Source organism: Pseudochrobactrum sp. sp1633 (genome assembly GCF_030376605.1).
In the GTDB taxonomy this organism is placed as follows: domain Bacteria; phylum Pseudomonadota; class Alphaproteobacteria; order Rhizobiales; family Rhizobiaceae; genus Pseudochrobactrum.
Genome location: NZ_JARRAE010000002.1, coordinates 103,261 through 124,999, shown reverse-complemented (window position 1 = coordinate 124,999; position 21,739 = coordinate 103,261). Strand labels below are relative to the sequence as shown.

Genomic DNA, 21,739 nt, shown 5'->3' with positions numbered 1-21,739 from the left:
ACTGCCTGCCTGTTACTCCCTATCAACGAGATGAATTCATGAGCCTGCTGAAAAAATTCGCAACTGTTGCTTCCGGCACGCTGATGAGCAGGATCTTCGGCTTTACCCGTGAAATGCTGATGGCGGCTTTTCTCGGCACCGGCCCTGTGGCGGATGCTTTCAACACCGCTTTCCGCTTCCCGAATACTTTCCGACGCTTATTTGCTGAAGGTGCATTCAACGCTGCTTTCGTGCCGCTCTTTGCCAAAGAGATCGAGCAGAACGGTATGGATGGCGCCCGGCGTTTTTCTGAAGAAGTGTTCGGCGTGTTGTTCACCATTCTCCTCGGCCTGACCATCGCGATGGAACTGTCCATGCCGTTTCTGGTCAGCACGGTGATTGCACCGGGTTTTACCAATGATCCGGTGAAATTCGAGAACACGGTCAATCTGGCGATGATCATGTTTCCCTATCTCGCCTGTATGTCGCTGGCGGCGATGATGGGCGGCATGCTCAACAGCCTGCATAAGTATTTTGCCGCGGCCATTGCACCGGTTTTCCTGAATTTCATCCTGATCGGCGCTCTGCTGCTGGCATGGGTGCAGAATTATGATCCGCTGCAAATCGGCTATGCGCTGTCATGGGGTGTGATGGCGGCGGGTGTGGTGCAGCTAGGTATTGTCTGGTTTGCCGTGCGCAAAGCAGGGATGAAAATCGGTTTTCGCCGCCCGAAACTAACACCCAATGTGCGCCGTTTGCTGGTGCTGGCGCTGCCTGCGGCGATTACCGGCGGCATCACCCAGATCAATCTGCTGATCAACACCAATATTGCTTCGGGACAAGACGGCGCTGTGTCTTCTCTCGTTTATGCTGACCGGTTCTATCAGTTACCGCTCGGCGTGGTCGGTATTGCCGTTGCCACGGTTTTGCTACCGGAATTATCGCGCGCACTGCGTGGTGGTAATTTAAAAGAAGCCGGAAATCTGCAAAACCGCTCGGTCGAATTTACGTTATTCCTGACATTGCCTGCTGCGGCTGCCTTACTGGTTTTCTCCGAACCACTGGTGCGCCTGTTGTTTGAACGCGGCCAGTTCGGTGCTGAATCCACGCTGATCGTGTCGCAAATTCTTGCAGTGTATGGTCTTGGCCTGCCTGCCTTTGTGCTGATTAAAGCCTTTATTCCGGGCTTTTTTGCCCGCGAAGATACCCGCACGCCGATGATTTTTGCTGGCATCTCAGTTGTGGTGAATGTCTCGCTGGCGCTGACATTGTTTCCGCGCCTCGGCCCTACCGGCATTGCCACAGCGGAAATCACCGCCGGTTGGGTCAATGCCATTTTGCTGTTCGTCGTGCTGATCTGGCGCAAACACTGGGATTATGATGCCGGTCTGATCCGCCGCATTCCGCGTCTGATCATTGCGGCTGCCATCATGGCCACGGCCTTGTATTTTGCATCCCAGTATTTTGAAGCCTATTTGAGCAGACAGGCCGGATTTGCGGTGCAGGCCATAACACTCGGCCTGCTTGTTACCGGTAGTATGCTTGTCTATTTCACAACAGTTTTTGCCATTGGCGGCGCCAGTCTGTCTGCCCTGAAAGGCAATATGCGCCGCCGCAAAAAAGCAGTGGCAGCACCGGACGACACAAATATTTCCGCTTGATTGCCGATCATCACTCTGGCAGTAATACCGCATCCGGAAGACAGGATTTTGCGCCTGCCTTCCGGATATTTTTTATAATCCGAAATTTTTAGCCAAGACCGGCAGCATGCGTCCAAACCACATATGCCGATCTTAAAAGCAACCCCAGAGCATTCTGATTATCAATATACGAAAAGCACGATAATCACGCTCGACCGGCTCTCCACCAGCTTCAGGATTTAACAAGAATGAACACCTTCAAAGAACGCATTTTCTCCGGCGCACAACCAACCGGCAATCTCCATCTCGGCAATTATCTTGGCGCTTTGAAGCGCTGGGTTGCCTTGCAGGATGAGAATGATTGCATCTATTGCGTTGTTGATATGCATGCGCTGACAATTCTGCCGGATCCGGTGGAACTTTTAAATTCCACGCGTGAAATCACTGCGGCCTATCTGGCTGCCGGTGTTGACCCGAAGAAAAACATTGTCTTCAACCAGAGCCGTGTGCGTCAGCATGCGGAACTCGCATGGGTGTTCAATTGTATTGCCCGTATCGGCTGGATGAACCGCATGACGCAGTTCAAGGACAAAGCCGGTAAAGACCGCGAAAATGCTTCGCTGGGTCTGCTGGCCTATCCGAGCCTGATGGCTGCCGACATTCTGCTCTACCGCGCCACCGCCGTGCCGGTTGGCGACGATCAGAAACAGCACCTTGAACTGACCCGCGACATCGCGCAGAAATTCAACAATGACTATTCCGACCGCATTGCCTCGCTTGGCATTGGCGTGGAAATGGCCGTTGGTGATGAAACTGTATCGGGCTTTTTCCCGATCACAGAGCCGCTGATTTCTGGTCCTGCGATGCGCATCATGTCGCTGCGTGACGGCACCAAGAAAATGTCGAAGTCTGACCCGTCCGACCTGTCGCGCATCAATCTGATTGATGATGAAGACACCATCACCAAGAAAATCCGCAAAGCCAAAACCGATGCCGACGCCATTCCTTCAGAAGTCGAAGGGCTGGAAGGTCGTGCTGAGGCGGACAATCTGATCGGTATTTTCGCAGCGCTATCGGGCACAGATAAAGCATCCGTATTGCGCGACTTCGGCGGCAAGCAGTTCTCGGAGTTCAAAGCCTCGCTTGCAGAACTCGCAGTTGCGCAGCTGTCACCAATCACCCATGAAATGCGTCGTTTGGTGGCTGATCCGGCCTATATCGACAGTGTTCTGCGTGACGGTGGTGAACGCGCAAGCGTCATCGCCGAAGATACCATGCGCAATGTGCGTGATATTGTAGGCTTCTTACAAGACTGATTGCAAAAAGGCAGGGAATTCCCTGCCTTTTTTATTTCTGCAAAAATCTACGCTGCTTCAAATGTCAGGGTACTGACTGGCCCCGTATCAACAGCGCCTGATTGATAATCGCCGAAGATTTTAACCTGCGTAAATCCGGCCTCGCGCAGAGCCAGTTCCAGCTCAAACATCCCCCACCAGCGCAGGCTGAATAATTCCATCTCTGTTGTTACCAGGTGCGTGTCCCGCCATAATTCATAACGCAGATGGGATGTCACAATCTGTTTGGCATAATCTGTGGCAGTGCGCATTTCCTGCAAAGTCAGCAGATCATCCCCGTCCTGCCAGTGACGCACCCGCGGGCTGTGATCCATGAAATCACCAACCACAGAAATATCCAGCAGCAATTTGCCGTTTGGAGCCAGCGCCTCTTTGCTGCGCCGCAAGAAACTCATTGCATCAAGTGGATCGGTCATCAGCTGGAATGAACCTGTTGGCAACACGATTGCTGCAAATTTCTGCTCATAGGCAAATGTCGTGAAATTCTGCTGGCTCAAACCGGCTTTTACACCGTGTTTCTCACAATTCATTTTACACAGATCAAGCATCTCGGAAGACAGGTCAAAACCGCTGACGCTGTATCCGGCCTGTGCCAGTGGCACCAGCATACGGCCATTGCCCGTTGCCGGTTCCAGTACCGGCCCCGCCACTGTCTTCAGTCGTTCGAGATAGAACTCCACATCACCAAAAGAGCAACCAACTGGTTTATCCAACTCGTAAACGCGTGAAGCCAGCTTGCCATATGTCTTAGTCATTTTGAGTCTCAGCCCTCTCCCGCAGCCTGCAGAAATCCGGTTTGAAGCCGTGAGAACTCTGCTGCACATAAAAAACCATTCCGCCACACAGCAATGTGAAGCGGCAATTATACAGGACGATAGCTACACTCTTCGGCTATAAAAAGCCTGAAAATACAGCAGGAAAGAAATCTCACATGATTTCAGCAGCACCATTCAGGCTGATACCGGCGCAATTTTTCACATCCAAATATTAAATTTTTCGCCGCGCCACAAAATTGTCATCTTGCAGTCGGGCGCATTGAATGGCAAATTCCCGCGCATGGTTTCAAAACGTCTTAGCCGGGAAGCCGGCCACCGCCGTAAATTTCTTGTCTCAATTGATGAAACGCCCGAATGCGGGCGTGCGGTGGCTTATGCCTCACGGCGCGCCAGAAATACCAATGGCGCATTGGTGTTGCTGTTCGTCATCGACCCGTCAGATTTCCAGCAATTCCTTGGTGTCGGCAATATTATGCGGGCAGAGGCACTGGAACGGGCGCAGACAGCACTGAATAAATATGCAACGCAATTACGTGAGCAATACGGCATTGAGCCTGAGCTGATTGTGCGCGAAGGGCAGACTGCGGAAGAAATTCACAGCCTGATTGAAGAAGATCAGGATATAGCCATTCTGGTACTGGCTGCCGGTTCCGGCAAAGAAGGTCCGGGACCGCTGGTACAGTCGATTGCGGGACGCGGCGCATCCTTCCCTGTTCCGGTCACAGTCATTCCGTCAGATCTTTCTGACGATGACATTGATGCCGTCGCCTGAAACACCTATATTAAGAGCAATCACGCAATTCTATCGCCATGATTGCCGTATTTTCTTTACAGCCCTCATTTAACACGGGAGAACTTAAATGTTCATCCAGACTGAAGCCACGCCTAATCCGGCAACCCTGAAGTTTCTGCCGGGTAAAGTGGTTATGCCGGAAGGCACCGCCGACTTCCGCGATGCAGACAGCGCCGCCAATACCTCACCGCTTGCTGCCAAACTCTTTGCAGTTCCGGGCGTAAATGGTGTGTTTTTTGGTTATGATTTCATCACTGTCAGCAAAGATGGTGCGGAATGGCAGCACCTCAAACCGGCCATTCTCGGCACGATCATGGAACACATGATGTCCGGTGCGCCGGTTATGGCATCGGAACAGTCCAAAGGCCACGATCATACCGAAGGTGAGTTCTTCGCTGATGCGGATGCGGAAATCGTTGAAACCATCAAAGAGCTGATTGAAACCCGTGTGCGCCCTGCGGTTGCACAGGACGGTGGCGACATCACCTTCCGCGGCTTTGAACACGGCGTTGTCTATCTGCATATGAAAGGCGCCTGCTCCGGCTGCCCGTCTTCAACTGCAACTCTGAAGCATGGTATCCAGAACCTGCTCAAGCATTTTGTGCCTGAAGTTCAGCAGGTCGAAGCAATCTGACGCTTCGGACAAATCACAAATACAAAACGCGGCTGTTTAGCCGCGTTTTGTATTGCCTGTGACAAAAAGAATTACAGCACTACGACTTTAGCACCGACATCTGAGCGCTCATACAGATCCATAATATCCTGATTAATCAGGCGAATGCAGCCGGATGATACATTCTTGCCGATTGACCACCATTCCGGCGTGCCATGCAGACGGTAGCCGCTGTCACGTCCGCCCTTGTAGAGATAGAGCGCACGGGCGCCCAACGGATTGGTCAGTCCCGGCTTCATACCACCGGCATATTTTGCCAGTTCAGGTTGCCGCTTAATCATCGGTGCCGGCGGTGTCCATGTTGGCCATTCACGTTTCATGGCAACTTTGGCGCTGCCCTTCCACTGAAAGCCTTCGCGTCCGACACCAATGCCATAGCGCATTGCTTTGCCGTCCGGCTCAACATGGTATAAAAATTTGTTTTGCGTATCGACGACAATTGTACCCGGCGCTTCTGCCGTCTCATATTTAACCCGCTGGCGGCGATATTCCGGCGCAATTTTCTGTACAGGAATAGTCGGAAGCACATAAGCTGCATCCGACACGCTGGAATAGGATGCGGTACTGGTCTGAAATGGTGTTGTTGTTGAACAACCGGCCAGCGCCATCGTCAATAAAAGACCGGCGACTGTGAAAGTGTTTCTGAATACCATTTTTCCCCTCAGAAAACCGTAATGACAGTGAACATTTGTTGAAAACAAGTTAACCAGTGATCCTTAATCAAACATTAACCATGATTATCTTTTCTGCGGGAACGCATACAAGCAAACACAGCCACCAATACTGACGGAAAAACATGCCTATCATCTCACCATTCCAGCAACATCCGCTCAGTGACGGCCGTCAGTCTGAACTGGCATTACTGGTGCGCCGTGGTGTGCAACGTCTGTGTTTTGATCTGAATATTACTGTATTGCCGGAAATTTCCCTGCGCTCAGGCAGACGTGCCGATCTAGTGGGGCTGACCCGCAAAGGCGAAATCTGGATTATTGAGATAAAATCTTCTGTCGAAGACTGGAAGGCAGATCAGAAATGGCCGGATTACCGTAATTTTTGCGACCGGCTGTTTTTCGCCACCCATGCTCAGGTGCCGCGCGAACTCTTTCCGGAAGACTGCGGTTTTATTCTTTCGGACGGTTATGGCGGAGAAATTTTGCGCGATGCGCCGGAACACAAGCTTGCACCAGCCACACGCAAAGCTTTGACCCTGCAACTGGCGCGCATCGGCGCCAACCGGCTGACACTGGCAGAAATGGCAGGCGTATCCATGCCACTTACCGATGCCGACTGATATGTCTCAGCCGGCATGACTATGAAATATAAGGCTTAACGCGGAGCGCGCTTGGCAAGAATACGCTGCAAAGTACGGCGATGCATGTTCAGACGACGCGCAGTTTCAGAAACATTGCGCTCGCACATCTCATAGACGCGCTGAATATGCTCCCAGCGCACCCGATCCGCAGACATCGGATTTTCCGGTGGCGCAATTTTTTCACCATCGCGGCGGGTGAGCGCTGCAAAAACTTCATCGGCATCCGCAGGCTTGGAAAGATAATCAATCGCGCCGATTTTGACAGCATTGACCGCAGTCGCGATATTACCGTAACCGGTCAGCACGATTGCGCGCGTATCTTCACGCTTCGTGCGGATCGCCTCAATAATATCAAGGCCATTGCCATCACCAAGCCGCATATCAACAACCGCATAAGCGGGTGCTGCCAGCTTCACAGCAGCAATACCTTCCTCAACGGATTCAGCCGTTGTGACTGTAAAACCGCGGCTTTCCATAGCGCGGGCAAGCCGCTGCAAGAACGGTTTGTCATCGTCAACCAGAAGAAGCGAAGGATCACTGCCGATGGCAAGGTGATCATCCTGATTCATATCATCCATCAGGTATTCCTTACTCGTCTTTTGTCTTTTTACTTATTGCTGCGCCTGCGTCAAAAAGTCAAATATGCAATGTAAATATTAATGTAAAACGCCTAAATTCATCGCATTTCACAGAGAATTTACTCAAAAAGCAGCTTTCAGACCACCAATTGAATCACAATAAAACGAATCTTTTTAAATGCCCCCAGCCTGAAAGAATCGCCTTTACGCTGTGAGCGCCTGACGCGGCCAGACAATCGTAATCTCAGCGCCGCTTTGTCCCGGCTCCGGACGATTATTAAAGCTGATATGTGCGCCTGAGCGCTCCAGCAAAGTCTTGGCAATAAACAGCCCCAGACCGAGCCCGCCGCCATTACGCTCATCACTGCGGCGCGACATATAAGGCTCACCAATCCTGTCCAGCATATCCGGCGAGAAACCTCTGCCGTCGTCGCGGATGGTAATACGTACCGATTGCTCGTCCCAGCCCCAGATCACCTGCGTTTCGTTCTTCGCGAAGTCCACCGCATTTTCAATCAGGTTGCCAAGACCGTAAATCACACCAGGATTGCGGCGGACAACCGGCTCAGTACCGGTGTTTTTTGCTGTAAGCTTTTTCTCAACATCAATCTGGATGCCGAAATTACGATGCGGCGCAATCACCTCTTCAATCAGGGAAGATAATGCCAGTTTCGACATATGCTCTTCGCCTTCCGAGGACAGGCTGGTGAGACGTCGCAAAATCTCACGGCACCGCTGCGCTTGCGAAGACAGCAACTGAATGTCCTCCGCATAACGGTCATCATTTTTCAAAGCGCGCTGCATTTCCTTGACTACCAATGTGATCGTCGCCAGCGGTGTTCCCAACTCATGGGCAGCAGCTGCGGCAAGACCATCCAGTGCCGATAAATGCTGCTCACGCTGCAGCACCAACTCAGTGGCGCTCAAAGCATCACCCAGCAAACGAGCTTCTTCGGCAATCCGGTAAACATAAACCCCGCTAAAAATCAGCGTCGAGGCAATGGCACACCACACACCGACCACGAACATCAGCGGCAGCTCCAGTACAACGCCGCTATACCACGGCAGCGGCAGATGCCAGACCACGAGAAAACTGGCACAGCTGATTGTCAGCAAACCGAGCAGCAAAATACTGCGTACAGAAAGCGCGGTTGCCGCAATAATCACCGGCACAACCAAAAGCACGGCGAACGGATTTTGCAAGCCACCAGTTAAGTAGAGCAGACCTGTGAGCTGTAAAATATCAAAACCCAGCACCAGCAGCACTGTGCGCAAATCCAGCCGATGATTGAGCTGATAGCGGAAAGACAGGAACAGATTGAGCCATGCCGACACGGCAATCAGCGCGAAGCTGATACCAAGCGGGAACACAAAATTCAGCGATAAGGAGACAAACAACACGGCTGCAGTCTGGCCGGTAATAGCAAACCAGCGCACACGCACCAGAGTAGTGAGACGCAGGCGACGGGAAAGCGACGACGCCCGATTAATCAGATCACCATTCGCCATTCTGTCTTTCCCTATAAGCGCTGCACAGAATTGCCTTATGCGGCAAAATCTGTGCTCACGCAAGCAAATCTGCGCCATCCTGCCGCAGGCTAATTTCCCCCGAACGCTCCCGCCATATTTTGGTTATGGCGAGCCGAAAATGGTGCTCTGCGAGAACCGGAGCGGAATGTACATTAAGGTACATGAGCACCGGAAGCGGAGAAGAGTGCCATTTGCAGGCCGCCAAAGCCGAAATATCTCACGTGCCCCGTGGTTTGGCACGCCGCGTCGGATCCGCCTCTGCAGGATTTTCCGGCCAGACATGGCGCGGATAGCGCCCGCGCATATCAGTGCGCACATCTGCCCATGAGCCTTTCCAGAAATTCGGCAAATCACGAGTAATCTGGATCGGCCGGTGCGCCGGAGACAGCAACTCCAGCAAAAGCGGCACCGTATCGCGGGCGATGGAAGGGTGGTTTGTGAGGCCAAATAATTCCTGCACACGCACGGCAATCACCGGCTCATCCCCTTCATAATTAATCGCGATATTGGAGCCGGTCGGCACGGTAAAATGTGTCGGTGCCAGCGTATCAATTTGCCTTTGCAGATCGAATGGCACAAGCGAGCGTAAGCCGTTCATTAAAGCCGATTGGCTGATTTTATCCAGCCGCGCTTCACCAGTCAGAAACGGCAGCAGCCAGTCTTCCAGTGTCGCAAGCAAGTGCTCATCATCCGTTTGTGGCCACGGCTCACCCAGCCCGCGATAAAGCCAACCGAGACGACGGCGTAGAGTCTGCGCTTCCTTGCCCCAAGGTAAAATATCCAGTCCGTATTGGCGTACCGCCTGAACAACACCCAGATCAGCTGCCTCCCCCGATGGTGCCGCCAGATTTTTCTCCGACAGGGTTATTGCCCCCAACCGTACCGCCTCGCGGGCACGCAAGGCTTTGCGCTCAGGGTCGTAAATGACCTGTTGGCCGCCCTCAATCTGGGCAGTCAGCGCCGTGCGGATTTCGTCCTCACTCACCTCAGCGGTAGAGAGAATACGTTGCGCCCCTGCCCGTCCGGTCAGGTCAGCCACAACCAGCCATTGTGCGCGGGAGAGATGCTGGCTTGCATCCAGCTCACCACCGCGCCCATTGGCCAGAATAAACTGCCCGCCATTGCCCCGCGCTTTGGCCACACGATCAGGATAGGCATCCAGCAGCAGACGACCGGCATGGGCATCCTCTTTGTTTTGTGCATATGCTGCTGGCAAACCTTTAATCAGCGAGCGTGCCAGTCCACGTGCCTTTTGCGCACGGTCACCGCGATCACGGCGGAAACGGGAAAGCCGCGCATCGAGATCAACATCATTACCGCCAAGACCGCGCTCGGTCATCAGCACGGCAAGCTCTGCCGCCTGCAATGCCTCTCCGCGATTGGCAGCCTCTGCCACCATATGGGCAAGCCGCACCGGCAATGCGAGTTTCCTAATCTGCTCGCCGGATGCTGTCAGCCGTCCGTCTGCATCCAGCGCACCCAACCGTTTCAGCAATGTTGCCGCTTCTTTCAGGCTGGCCGCCGAGGGTTGATCCAGCAGCCGCAAATCGCTGACATTTTGCACGCCCCATGCGGCACAATCGAGCAGCAGCGACGACAAGTCAGCTTCCAGAATTTCCGGCGTAGTAAAACGCGGCAGTGAGGAAATCTGCCCCTCATGCCAGAGCCGGATGGCAATGCCCGATTGAGTTCGTCCCGCGCGCCCTGCCCGCTGGGTAATCGCCGCTTGCGATGCGCGCACGGTTTCCAGCCTTGTCAAGCCAGTTGCCGGTTCAAAACGCGGCTGACGCGACAGACCGCTGTCGATCACCACGCGCACACCATCAATGGTGATGGAGGTTTCAGCAATTGAGGTTGCCAGCACCACTTTGCGTTTGCCTTCCGGTGCCGGTTTGATCGCCGCATCCTGATCGCGCCCTTCCATCGCCCCGTAGAGCGGGCAGAGCATCACATGTTCAGCTACCCGCCCTTCAAGAGCACGAAACGTGCGCTCAATCTCGCCTTGACCGGGTAAAAAGCAAAGCAGACTACCCTGTTCATCAGCCAGAGCAGCACGAATTGTTCTTGCCATCGCATCTTCAATCCGTTCATCGGCTTTACGTTCCTGATAGCGGATTTCAACCGGAAAACTACGGCCTTCGCTCTCCACCACCGACGCATTATCGAGCAATTCCGCCACCCGCGCCCCGTCAAGCGTAGCCGACATCACCAGAATTTTGAGATCAGGGCGCAAAGCTCCCTGCACGTCCAATGCGAGAGCCAAACCAAAATCGGCATCCAGACTGCGCTCATGAAACTCGTCAAACAGCACCGCACTGATACCGGACAATTCCGGATCATCAAGGATCATGCGGGCAAACACGCCTTCCGTCACCACCAGAACCTGCGTCTGCGCATTATAGCGGCTGTCGAGGCGCATCCGGTATCCGACCGTTTTGCCCACTTCTTCACAGAGCAGACGCGCCATTTGTGTCGCGGCGGCGCGCGCTGCCAGTCTGCGCGGCTCCAGCACAATAATCCGCCCGTCCTTCCGCCAGTCTGCCTGCAACAAATGCAAAGGCACCAAGGTCGTCTTACCCGCACCGGGAGGCGCAACCAGAACAGCAGAACCACCGGCCTGCAAGGCACGATCCAGTTGCGGCAGAGCCTCACGCACGGGCAGAAGCGGCAGGGAAACAGCAGAAGAATGAGGCAAAGGCACGGACCTGATCGTGATTTTAAGAACAGTCAATTATAAGCGATATTTTGCAGTATACTATTTTCTGTGATGCAGCATCAGGCCGCACATGACAATCAATTGACATACTCCCCCATAGTATATATTTTTATGATAGCAATCAGCAACGGAAAACCATGCCCCATTCACCGGAAGCCAAGAAACGCGTCATGACACGCCTGCGCCGGATTAAGGGTCAGGTGGAGGCACTGGAACGCGCCGTTGAAGAAGGCACGGAATGCGGCGCGCTTTTACAGCAGCTTGCCGCAATGCGCGGCGCTGCCACCGGCCTGATGGCTGAGGTTCTGGAAAGCCATCTGAAAGAAACATTTCAACAGCCGCAGGCCACAGCTCTGACACCGGCTGATATGGATAGTGAAATCGACCAGCTTATGCGGATTATCCGCTCTTATCTGAAATAAAAGACCACTGATTTAAGAGGAACAAAGCCATGAAATCGCGCGCAGCCGTTGCCTGGGAGGCCAATAAGCCGCTCACTATTGAAACTATTGAAATCGGCGGCCCGAAAGCCGGTGAAGTGCTGGTGGAAGTCATGGCGACCGGTGTGTGTCATACCGATGCCTACACGCTGTCCGGCCTTGATTCCGAGGGTAAGTTTCCGGCCATTCTCGGCCATGAAGGTGCGGGCATTGTGCGTGAAGTCGGTGCAGGCGTCACCTCACTGCGCCCGGGCGACCATGTGATCCCGCTTTACACGCCGGAATGCCGCTCTTGCAAAACCTGCCTGTCGCAACGCTCCAATCTCTGCACCTCGATCCGCGCGACGCAGGGTCAGGGCCTGATGCCGGATCGCACCTCACGCTTCTCCTGTGACGGTGGCGAAATCTTCCATTATATGGGCTGCTCGACTTTCTCGAACTTCACTGTTCTGCCGGAAATCGCACTGGCCAAAGTGCGTGAAGATGCACCTTTCGACAAGATCTGCTATATCGGCTGCGGTGTCACCACCGGTATCGGCGCTGTGCTTTATACTGCCAAAGTCCGCCCGGGTTCCAATGTTGTGGTGTTCGGCCTTGGCGGTATCGGCCTCAATGTTATTCAGGGCGCGCGCATGGTTGGCGCCGACAAGATCATCGGCGTTGATATCAATCCGGGCAAAGTAGAAATGGCGAAGAAATTCGGCATGACCGACTTCATCAATCCGCGTGAAATCGGTAATGACAAGGTTGTGCAGGCCATTCAGGATCTGACCGACGGTGGCGCTGATTACTCCTTCGATGCCACCGGCAATACCGATGTGATGCGTCAGGCGCTGGAATGCTGTCATCGCGGCTGGGGTGAAAGCATCATCATCGGCGTTGCGGAAGCCGGCAAGGAAATCGCCACCCGTCCGTTCCAGCTGGTGACCGGACGCGTCTGGAAAGGCACTGCTTTCGGCGGCGCGCGCGGTCGTACCGATGTGCCGAAAATCGTTGACTGGTACATGGAAGGCAAGATCAATATTGATGATCTTATCACCCATAAAATGCCGCTGGATGAGATCAACACTGCGTTTGATCTGATGCATGAAGGCAAGTCGATCCGTTCGGTGATTACATTCTGATGAAACAGTTTGTTTCCCGCTGGAACGAAATCGACGATCTGACACCACGCGCACTCTATGCAATGCTGAAACTGCGCATGGATGTCTTCATCGTCGAGCAAAATTGCGCCTTTGCAGAGATCGACGGCAAGGATATCGGCGCATTTCACCTGAGCATTCTTGATGGTGAGGAACTCGCAGCAACGCTGCGGGTTCTGCCGCCGGAGGAGAATGAAGCAGTGAAAATCGGCCGTGTTGTCGTTGCGCCTGCCTATCGCGGCTATAAACTCGGCCAACGCCTAATGCAGGAAGCCGTTGAATTTGCGCAAGCACGTTTTCCTGACCAGTCTGTTGAGCTGGGCGGACAAAGCCATTTGCAGAAATTCTACGGTTCCTTTGGCTTTGTTGCCATCTCAGAGGAATATCTGGAAGACGGTATTCCGCATATCGACATGCGTCTGGAACCGGCAAACGGAGCCTCTGTATGAATTTTCTGCTGCGCCGCCATATGTCCTTTTATATTGCAGCAGCATGCGGCGCGGCAGTCTTTCTGATCTGCATGCTTTTTTCCCTCTCACCGGCACCGGTGATTGCGGTCAATTGCTTCTTCATCCTCTATCTGCTGATGACTTTCAGGGCATTGCCGCATTTAACTGCGGCTTACTTGAAAAAACATGCTGCGAGTACAGATGAGCCAGTATGGATCATTTTTCTCGTCACTTTTGCGACGGTGATTTCCTCCATCACCTCGCTGTTCATTCTGATAAACCAGCAGCAACAACAGCATGACCTGTTCACATTTGCCGCAACACTGGCAGCGGTGCCGCTTGGCTGGTTTACCATTCATATGATGACAGCACTGCATTATGCCCATCTTTATTGGGAGCCGGATCAGGATAAATCTAATAGCGGAAACTCAGGGCGATCCCATAAAGGCGGCTTTGAATTTCCGAATACGCCGGAACCCTCCGGTTATGACTTTGTCTATTTCGCTTACGTGATAGGCATGACCGCACAAACCTCCGATACAAGCGTCACGACACCGGCCATGCGCAAGGTCACTCTGCTGCACAGTATCGTCTCCTTTTTCTTCAATACCGTACTTGTGGCCGCAGCCGTCAATGTCGCTGTAGCTCTGGGGAGTTAGTTCATGGAAACCATTTCAAAGGCAAAAGCCTTCGGCGGCACTCAGGGCGTCTATCGACATAAAAGTGAAGCATGCCAATGTGATATGACTTTTGCTTTGTTTCTGCCACCGCAAGCAGAGCACAGCTCCGTGCCTGTTCTCTGGTATCTCTCCGGCCTCACCTGCACACATCAGAATGTGATGGATAAAGGCGAATATCGCCGTCTTGCTGCCGAGCTTGGCATTGCGATCCTCTGCCCTGATACCAGCCCGCGTGGGCCTGATGTGCCGGACGAGCCGGATAACTGGCAGTTCGGCAAAGGTGCAGGCTTCTATCTCGATGCCACTGAAGCCCCTTTTGCCAAGAACTATCAGATGTATCGCTATATTACGGAAGAGCTGACGGAACTGGTGGCTAAAGAATTTCCGCTGGACATGTCCCGTCAGGCAATTACCGGCCATTCGATGGGCGGACATGGCGCCATCACTATCGCGTTGAAAAGCCCGAAGCGTTTTAAATCCGTATCTGCATTTGCACCAATTGCCCAGCCTTCCACGGCCGGATGGTCAAAGCCTGCCTTTGAGAAATATTTGGGGCACGATCAGAGCGCATGGCGCGCCTATGACACTACCAGCCTGATTGAAGACGGCCACCGGATTGAAAGCCTGCTGGTTGATCAGGGCACAGCGGACAGTTTCCTCGATGATGGTCTGCGCCCGTGGTTACTGGAAGAGGCCTGCGCCAAGGCTGCCATCCCGCTGACGTTGAATATGCAGGAAGGCTATGACCATTCCTATTATTTCATCTCGACATTTATGGATGAGCACTTACGCTGGCACGCCGCCCGCCTATGATATTTCGATTTTGACGGTCTGCAAATGGCGCGTTTCTGCGCTTCCGGTGCTCATGTACACACGGCACCGCACGCCCAACAGGGCGTGCAAAGGATGCCGTGATCTAAATAGCTGCATAATCTTATCTTTAATCAAAGAGGATTAAAGGATTATGCAGGGTACACTGCGCTCCGGTTCTCGAACCACACCATTTTCGTCACGTCAAAAACGGAATATGTGTCATGTGCCGCGCTGAAACTCAGCGCGGCAAAACCTTCATCAGCAAGCCGTTTTTCGGTTGGGTGGTCAGTTTTTGCACCGGCCACGGCTGTGCATCCCCTACCATGTCAAAACGGTGTTTTGACAATAGTACCACGAGCGCGATAACCGCCTCCTGCATCGCAAAACTGCCGCCGATACAGACGCGCGGGCCCGCACCAAAGGGCAGATACTGAAAACGGTCGATCTTATCGCGGTTTTGCGGATGGAACCGCGCCGGAATAAAGGCCTCAGGATTTTCCCAATATTTCCGGTGCCGGTGAATTGTCCACGGCATCACGATCACCGCTGTGCCTGCCGGAATTTTCAGATCACCAAACTGGTCATCCTCAAGCGCCTCACGGTTGATCGAAGGTGCAGGCGGATAAAGCCGCATCGCTTCTTCGAAAGCGGCACGGGCCAGCGGTAGTTTTTCCAGCCATTGATGTGGCGGCAGATCTTTACCTTCACCGGCCATAAAGTCATCAATTTCCGCCTCAACAACAGCACGCTCCTGCGCATCCTGCGCCAGCAGATAAAGCGTCCAGCCCAGAGCGCGCGCGGTCGTTTCATGCCCCGCACCGATGAAAGTGATAAGATTATCCTCAATCTCATCCCGCGACAGGCCATCAGGTTTGTCCGGTGCTGTTTCCGCCTGCAACAGCAGGGTCAGGAAATCATTCGGCACGGCTTCACCGCGATCCATCCGCTTTTTGCGCAACTCAATCGTCTCAGTCACAATAGAGCGGAAAAAGCTCAATGAGCGGCGACCGCGCAACTGTGTCAGACGCGGCAGCCAGTCCGGCGCGCCCAAAAGATCAAACGGATCAACCCGCCCCATTGTTTCAAAAAGCTTATCTGTCTGACGGGCAAATTCTTTTGGATCTCCGGCGATTTCGCCGGAAAACAATGTCTCGGCCAGAATGTCATAGGTCAGCAATGTCATATCCCGCGATATATCGGTGACAGTGCCGGAAATCCGGTAGCGGCTCGTAAAATCCTGCGCGCTTTTCAGCATAGCTCCGGCAAAACCATGAATATGGCGTGGCGTGAAAACCGGCGCCATCGCCTTGCGTGACCGCCGCCATGTCGAGCCCTCAGCGGTCAGCAACCCGTCACGCAGGATTGGCCGCAACACGCGCTGGCGAATGGTACCCATCGGGTAGTTTTGTGGATTATCCACCAGAACATGACGGATCAGCGCCGGATCATTGGCAATAATCGTGCGCATGCCAAGCCAGTTCACCTCAACCCACGGTTCATTATAGGAAGGCTCGCCCCAGAGTTCCAAAGGGTTGCGATACACAATCCGCATCAGTTCCAGCCGCCCGACCGGTTCTTTACGCGGAACCGGTGCCGGTGGCACAAAAGGATGCCTTGCCGGAAGCGCACCGGAGTTTGAAGGAGAAGATCGTGTCAATTCAGTCATGATGCCATCCTGAAAATGTTTCATCATGCTGCTCTGGTATCAGCCTGACGCCCTCAAAAAAACGGCCCCGGAAGCAGCGATTACCCCAAACAGATATAAGAAAGACAATAAGGCAAAACAGCGGTCCCGTAAATTTCGCCGTAATTATCTGATATGAAACTTTGAAAGCAGGTATGGTCAAGTAAGACCTGTCTGCCTATATGTGCTGTTAACTTCAGAGAAAAATGAAAGCCTGCTTCTGTGTCATCCGCAATCAACAGCATCATCAGACTGCCTTACAGGCTCGCGCTGTTTTTGCTCGCGTTTATGATGCTGCAACTCTGTGCTTTTCAGATGTCCGCTCAGGCTTACGCCCCTGCTCTCTCTGTTGCTGCCAACCTTAGCACAATGGCGGCTCCGGCGCATAAAACAATGAACCACAGCGCAGAGCACAAAGCTCCGTCCACTGACCAGCATCACAGCACAAAAGGCATGGCCTGTTCGGTCAGCGGTTGCGTTGTTCCTGTGCCGGTTCCGCCGGTCATGACGCAAATAGATGCAATTCCACGCGTATTGACTGCGCCTAGCATGCAGACTTTGCATGGTCTTCCGCCTGCGCTTTCTGACCGCCCTCCGATCTCAGTTTCTGCCTGAAAATGACAATACATCACGCGCTGACAACCAGCGCGGATGAACACTCTTTTCTGACATAAACGGAGTATTCCGATGAAAACCATTAATCGTCGTCAGGCATTGCTGTTCGGCCTCGGTGGCCTATCCGCTGTTGCTTTGCCAGCTTTGCACCTCAATCGCGCAAGCGCACAGGGTGCACATGACATGCACAATATGAGCCCTGCCGCAGCTGCCGCGCCAAGCGGAGTAAAACTGCCACATCCGGCCCTGCTGGAAGCGGACAGCAGCGGGCTTATCAATCTGAAAATCGCCAAAGCCCGCCACAGCTTTCAGGCCGAAACCAGCGCTGCCTCTGCCGGTATTAACGGCAATTATTTCGGCCCTGTTGTACGCCTGAAAAACAAATCCCATGTGCGCTTTACAGTTCAAAACAACATGGATGAGGCCACAACCCTGCACTGGCACGGACTGATGATCCCGTCTGACATGGATGGCGGGCCGCATAATGTGATTAAACCAGGTGCACTATGGCAACCGGAATTTGATGTTAATCAGGCTGTATCCTTCAACTGGTTTCACTCCCATATGCATCAGGAGACCGCACGTCAGGCACATATGGGCATAGCGGGACTTCTGCATGTCAGCGATGGCGGCGACCGTGAGCGTGGCCTGCCGGATACATTTGGCACGGATGACCTGTTTCTCGCTTTTCAAGACCGCCGTGTGATCGACGGTGACACGGTCTATGCGCCGGACTTTATGGATCTGATGCATGGTTTCCGCGGTCAATATCTCACCGTCAACGGTGCAATTGCACCAGTTGCAACTGTACCTCAGAGCATTGTGCGCCTGCGCCTGCTCAATGCATCTAACGCACGCAACTACCATTTCCGCTTTCAGGACGGGCGCATGATGCATGTGATTGCATCAGACGGTGGTTTCCTCGCCAAACCGGTTGCAGTTGATATTCTGACGATTGCACCGGGTGAGCGCTACGAAGTGCTAGCCGATTTTTCCAATGGCATGGCGGTCGATTTTGTAAGCCTTGCTGATGACGGCTCCGGCAGAACACCAAAACTGAACGATGCTCCAAATCTTGAGCATCTCATGCGTTTTGAGGTCAGCGACGGCCTGAAAGCGGATGTGACAAAGCTCATCTCCGTACTGGAAGAACCGGCTGCTGCTGATCCTGCAAAATCCGTTCGTTCGCGTTCTTTCATCTTTGATGAAAACATGGCCGGTAACATGGCAATGATGCGCAAAAAAATGATGGGCGGTGAGACCGCACCAATGGGGCAAATGGACCATAGCCAGATGGGGCAGATGCAGATGCAACCGCCAACCAAAATGCAGGAGATGATGTCCAACAGTGCAAATGGCGCAATGGATCACGGCGAACACTCTGCCCGCTCAGCGGATCAGATGGGGCCGACACTGACCGCTGCCACATCCGGCATCACCATGTCTATGGCTGACAAGCCTTTTGATATGAACCGCGTGGATGTGGAAGCCAAGCTCGGCTCGATGGAAATCTGGAAACTGAAAGCTGTTGAAATGGGGCATCCGTTCCACATTCACGGCGCGAATTTCCGTGTTCTCACCAAGAACAGTCAGGCCGCACCGGATTATCAGCAGGGCTGGAAAGATACTGTGCTGGTTGACGGGGAAGCCGAACTGCTGGTGCATTTCAAAGCAGAGGGCAAACGCTCACATCCGTTCATGTTCCACTGTCATGTGCTGGAACATGAAGATACCGGCATGATGGCACAATTTGTGACTGCCTGACGCTGAATAAAGCCTGAAACACAGTGATCCGCGCCTGCGGCAGATGCGCTCTTGCAAAGCCTTCTGTCGCAGGTGCGGATTATTGCATAAAAGCTGGTAATTGTGCCGATTTCCTGCCGTAAAATTTGGTAAAATGCCCCGCAGCGACTATATTAAACTTACTATTTCAGCCTGATTCGTTTCAGCACCTTTCGGTTCATTCCGCGTGCAAAAACTCCGATCAGCCCAAATTTTTACCGGAAGGCACAGGCCTGACGGCAACGCTAACGAAAGTCTTTCATGAGCGAGACCACAGAAAATCCTCAAGGCGAGAACCTTTCCGCAGATATCAATGCGACTAACCCTGAATATGGCGCAGATTCCATCCGCGTTCTGAAAGGGCTTGATGCGGTGCGTAAGCGTCCGGGCATGTATATCGGTGACACTGATGACGGCTCCGGTCTGCATCACATGGTTTACGAGGTAGTGGACAACGCGATTGACGAAGCGCTTGCCGGTCATGCTACGCTGGTCACCGTTACCCTGAATGCTGACGGCTCCTGCACGGTTACCGATAACGGCCGCGGCATTCCGACCGACATTCACAAAGAAGAAGGCGTGTCTGCCGCTGAGGTTATCATGACCCAGCTTCACGCGGGCGGTAAATTCGACCAGAACTCCTATAAGGTTTCTGGTGGTTTGCACGGCGTGGGTGTCTCCGTGGTGAATGCACTGTCTATCTGGCTGAAACTCAAAATCCGCCGCGCCGGTAAAATTCATGAAATGAGTTTTACCCACGGTGTGGCCGATGCCCCGCTGGTGGAAACCGGTGATGCAGGCAGCGAAACAGGAACAGAAGTGAGCTTCCTGCCATCGCCTGATACTTTCACTATGGTTGAGTTCGACTATGAAACGCTGGAGCGCCGTCTGCGTGAACTGGCTTTCCTGAATTCCGGTGTGCGTATCAAGCTGGCCGATAAGCGTCATGCAGATGTGATTGAGCAGGTTCTGCATTATGACGGCGGCTTGCAGGAATTCGTCAAATATCTTGACCAGTCGAAAAAACCGCTCTTGCATGAGCCGATTTACATCATCAGCGAAAAAGACGGCATGACCGTTGAAGTCGCGATGTGGTGGAACGACACTTATCATGAGCGCGTTCTGTGCTTCACCAATAATATTCCGCAGCGCGACGGCGGAACACATCTGGCCGGTTTCCGTGGCGCACTGACCCGTCAGATGACCGGCTATGCGGAAAGCTCAGGCACGACCAAGAAAGAAAAAGTCAATCTGACCGGTGACGATTGCCGCGAAGGTCTGACAGCTGTGCTCTCGGTCAAAGTGCCTGATCCGAAATTCTCGTCCCAGACCAAAGACAAGCTGGTTTCCTCGGAAGTTCGCCCTATCGTGGAAAGCCTTGTCAATGAAGCGCTGGCCACATGGCTGGAAGAGCATCCGAGCGAAGCCAAGGTTCTGATGGCCAAGGTTGTGGAAGCAGCTGCCGCGCGTGAAGCGGCGCGTAAAGCCCGCGATCTCACCCGCCGCAAGGGCGCGCTCGACATCACCTCGCTGCCGGGCAAGCTCGCAGACTGTCAGGAACGTGATCCGGCGAAATCTGAAATCTTCATCGTTGAGGGTGACTCTGCCGGTGGCTCTGCAAAGGGCGGACGGTCGCGTCAAAATCAGGCCATTCTGCCGCTGCGCGGTAAAATCCTCAATGTGGAACGCGCCCGCTTCGACCGGATGCTGTCATCCGACCAGATCGGCACGCTGATTATGGCTCTTGGCACGTCTATCGGCAAAGACGAAACAACTGGTTTCAATCCTGATAAACTGCGTTACCATAAAATCATCATCATGACAGATGCTGACGTCGATGGCGCGCATATCCGTACCCTGCTGCTCACGTTCTTCTTTCGCCAGATGCCGGAACTGATTGAGCGCGGCCATATCTATATTGCGCAACCGCCGCTTTACAAAGTGACCCGCGGCAAGTCCTCGCAATATATCAAGGATGAGGCCGCTTTTGAGGATTTCCTGATCGAAACAGGTCTGGAAGAAGCCTCATTGCAGCTCGGCAATGGTGAAGTTCGCGCCAGTGCCGATCTGATGACTGTTGTCAGTGATGCGCGCAATTTGCGCACGGTTCTCGCCGGTTTGCACACACGCTATGACCGTGCAGTGGTTGAGCAAGCTGTGATTGCCGGCGCTATGAATGTGGAAGCTTCGAACGATCCGGCCAAAGCACAAGCTCTGGCTGATGCGGTTGCCAAGCGCCTGGATATGATTGCCGAAGATATGGAGCGCGGCTGGAGCGGCTCTTATTCGCCGGAAGAAGGCTTCCGTTTTGAACGGATGCTGCGCGGCGTGAAAGACACTGCTATGATTGACATGGCTTTGCTCGGTTCTGCAGATGCCCGCCAGCTTAATCGCTTCAGTGAACGTCTCACTGAAATTTACGCCACGCCGCCGATCCTGCGCCGTAAGGATAAAACCGAGACTATTTCCGGTGCAATTCAGTTGCTGGAAGCGATTTTTGCAACCGGACGCAAAGGTCTGTCGCTACAGCGCTATAAAGGTCTTGGCGAGATGAATGCCGACCAGCTGTGGGAAACCACGTTGGATCCGAATGCCCGTTCGCTTCTGCAGGTGAAAGTACCGGATGCGACCAGCGCCGATGTTCTATTCTCCCGCCTGATGGGGGACGAAGTAGAGCCCCGTCGCGAATTCATTCAGGACAATGCGCTCAGCGTTGCCAATCTGGACGTGTAATCGCAGGTCATACACATTTAAAAAGCCGCCTCAAAACTGAGGCGGCTTT

The 21,739-nt window shown here is 53.4% G+C and carries 19 protein-coding genes; 13 read left to right on the top strand and 6 right to left on the bottom strand.

What is annotated here, in order from left to right; translation table 11 throughout:
• The first annotated feature begins 38 nt into the window (after positions 1-38).
• Together murJ and trpS are read left to right on the top strand one after the other, a co-directional pair.
• Positions 39-1,640: a murein biosynthesis integral membrane protein MurJ gene (murJ, locus tag P8H26_RS02710; RefSeq protein ID WP_289631318.1), complete on the top strand. Its 1,602-nt coding sequence runs from the start codon at positions 39-41 to the stop codon at positions 1,638-1,640.
• A 227-nt stretch (positions 1,641-1,867) separates the two neighbouring features.
• A complete protein-coding gene (trpS, locus tag P8H26_RS02705) occupies positions 1,868-2,935 on the top strand; it encodes a tryptophan--tRNA ligase (protein ID WP_289631317.1) in 1,068 nt (355 codons plus the stop codon).
• A gap of 47 nt (positions 2,936-2,982) precedes the next feature.
• On the opposite strand, the gene P8H26_RS02700 is transcribed toward trpS, so the two are convergent.
• Positions 2,983-3,729, bottom strand: a complete 747-nt coding sequence (locus tag P8H26_RS02700) for a bifunctional 2-polyprenyl-6-hydroxyphenol methylase/3-demethylubiquinol 3-O-methyltransferase UbiG (protein WP_289631316.1) — start codon at positions 3,727-3,729, stop codon at positions 2,983-2,985.
• 301 nt (positions 3,730-4,030) lie between these two features.
• Between P8H26_RS02700 and P8H26_RS02695 the strand changes: the two genes are divergently transcribed.
• Both P8H26_RS02695 and P8H26_RS02690 read left to right on the top strand, forming a co-directional pair.
• The gene (locus P8H26_RS02695) at positions 4,031-4,522 is read left to right on the top strand and encodes a universal stress protein (RefSeq protein ID WP_289631315.1); all 492 of its coding nucleotides are present in this window, start codon (positions 4,031-4,033) and stop codon (positions 4,520-4,522) included.
• Positions 4,523-4,610: 88 nt separating this feature from the next.
• Positions 4,611-5,177 (top strand): NifU family protein, encoded by a 567-nt coding sequence (locus P8H26_RS02690; protein WP_289631314.1) that lies wholly within the window; start codon positions 4,611-4,613, stop codon positions 5,175-5,177.
• A gap of 71 nt (positions 5,178-5,248) precedes the next feature.
• On the opposite strand, the gene P8H26_RS02685 is transcribed toward P8H26_RS02690, so the two are convergent.
• Positions 5,249-5,869: a L,D-transpeptidase gene (locus tag P8H26_RS02685; protein ID WP_289631313.1), complete on the bottom strand. Its 621-nt coding sequence runs from the start codon at positions 5,867-5,869 to the stop codon at positions 5,249-5,251.
• A 143-nt stretch (positions 5,870-6,012) separates the two neighbouring features.
• On the opposite strand from P8H26_RS02685, the gene P8H26_RS02680 reads away from it, so the two are divergent.
• A complete protein-coding gene (locus P8H26_RS02680; RefSeq protein WP_289631312.1) occupies positions 6,013-6,507 on the top strand; it encodes an MmcB family DNA repair protein in 495 nt (164 codons plus the stop codon).
• A gap of 35 nt (positions 6,508-6,542) precedes the next feature.
• Here P8H26_RS02680 and P8H26_RS02675 read toward each other — a convergent pair whose 3' ends face one another.
• The 3 genes from P8H26_RS02675 to hrpB all read right to left on the bottom strand — a co-directional run bounded on the left by P8H26_RS02675 (position 6,543) and on the right by hrpB (position 11,331).
• Positions 6,543-7,106, bottom strand: a complete 564-nt coding sequence (locus P8H26_RS02675) for an ActR/PrrA/RegA family redox response regulator transcription factor (RefSeq protein WP_289631311.1) — start codon at positions 7,104-7,106, stop codon at positions 6,543-6,545.
• A 204-nt stretch (positions 7,107-7,310) separates the two neighbouring features.
• On the bottom strand, positions 7,311-8,615 hold the full coding sequence (locus tag P8H26_RS02670; protein WP_289631310.1) for an ActS/PrrB/RegB family redox-sensitive histidine kinase: 1,305 nt from the start codon (positions 8,613-8,615) through the stop codon (positions 7,311-7,313).
• 238 nt (positions 8,616-8,853) lie between these two features.
• Positions 8,854-11,331, bottom strand: a complete 2,478-nt coding sequence (hrpB, locus tag P8H26_RS02665; protein ID WP_289631309.1) for an ATP-dependent helicase HrpB — start codon at positions 11,329-11,331, stop codon at positions 8,854-8,856.
• A gap of 158 nt (positions 11,332-11,489) precedes the next feature.
• Between hrpB and P8H26_RS02660 the strand changes: the two genes are divergently transcribed.
• Genes P8H26_RS02660 through fghA form a run of 5 tightly spaced genes read left to right on the top strand, consistent with a single transcriptional unit; the run spans position 11,490 to position 14,876 of the window.
• Positions 11,490-11,774: a metal/formaldehyde-sensitive transcriptional repressor gene (locus P8H26_RS02660; protein WP_289631308.1), complete on the top strand. Its 285-nt coding sequence runs from the start codon at positions 11,490-11,492 to the stop codon at positions 11,772-11,774.
• Positions 11,775-11,803: 29 nt separating this feature from the next.
• Complete coding sequence (locus P8H26_RS02655; RefSeq protein ID WP_289631307.1) at positions 11,804-12,916, top strand: S-(hydroxymethyl)glutathione dehydrogenase/class III alcohol dehydrogenase; 1,113 nt, start codon at positions 11,804-11,806, stop codon at positions 12,914-12,916.
• A complete protein-coding gene (locus P8H26_RS02650) occupies positions 12,916-13,383 on the top strand; it encodes a GNAT family N-acetyltransferase (protein ID WP_289631306.1) in 468 nt (155 codons plus the stop codon). Before P8H26_RS02655 ends, P8H26_RS02650 begins: the two co-directional genes overlap by 1 nt.
• A complete protein-coding gene (locus P8H26_RS02645) occupies positions 13,380-14,042 on the top strand; it encodes a DUF1345 domain-containing protein (protein ID WP_289631305.1) in 663 nt (220 codons plus the stop codon). The genes P8H26_RS02650 and P8H26_RS02645 overlap by 4 nt, the downstream gene beginning before the upstream one ends.
• A gap of 3 nt (positions 14,043-14,045) precedes the next feature.
• Positions 14,046-14,876 carry an S-formylglutathione hydrolase gene (fghA, locus tag P8H26_RS02640; RefSeq protein ID WP_289631303.1) on the top strand — a complete coding sequence of 277 codons (831 nt, stop codon included), beginning with the start codon at positions 14,046-14,048 and terminating at the stop codon, positions 14,874-14,876.
• A gap of 238 nt (positions 14,877-15,114) precedes the next feature.
• On the opposite strand, the gene P8H26_RS02635 is transcribed toward fghA, so the two are convergent.
• Positions 15,115-16,542, bottom strand: coding sequence for a cytochrome P450 (locus P8H26_RS02635; protein ID WP_289631302.1), 1,428 nt, complete (start codon positions 16,540-16,542; stop codon positions 15,115-15,117).
• Positions 16,543-16,782: 240 nt separating this feature from the next.
• On the opposite strand from P8H26_RS02635, the gene P8H26_RS02630 reads away from it, so the two are divergent.
• From P8H26_RS02630 to gyrB, 3 genes are all read left to right on the top strand, one after another.
• Positions 16,783-17,175, top strand: coding sequence for a hypothetical protein (locus tag P8H26_RS02630; protein WP_289631301.1), 393 nt, complete (start codon positions 16,783-16,785; stop codon positions 17,173-17,175).
• Between the two features lie 72 nt (positions 17,176-17,247).
• A complete protein-coding gene (gene cueO / locus P8H26_RS02625; protein ID WP_289631300.1) occupies positions 17,248-18,939 on the top strand; it encodes a multicopper oxidase CueO in 1,692 nt (563 codons plus the stop codon).
• Positions 18,940-19,218: 279 nt separating this feature from the next.
• Positions 19,219-21,690: a DNA topoisomerase (ATP-hydrolyzing) subunit B gene (gene gyrB, locus P8H26_RS02620; RefSeq protein WP_374708207.1), complete on the top strand. Its 2,472-nt coding sequence runs from the start codon at positions 19,219-19,221 to the stop codon at positions 21,688-21,690.
• Positions 21,691-21,739 lie beyond the last annotated feature (49 nt).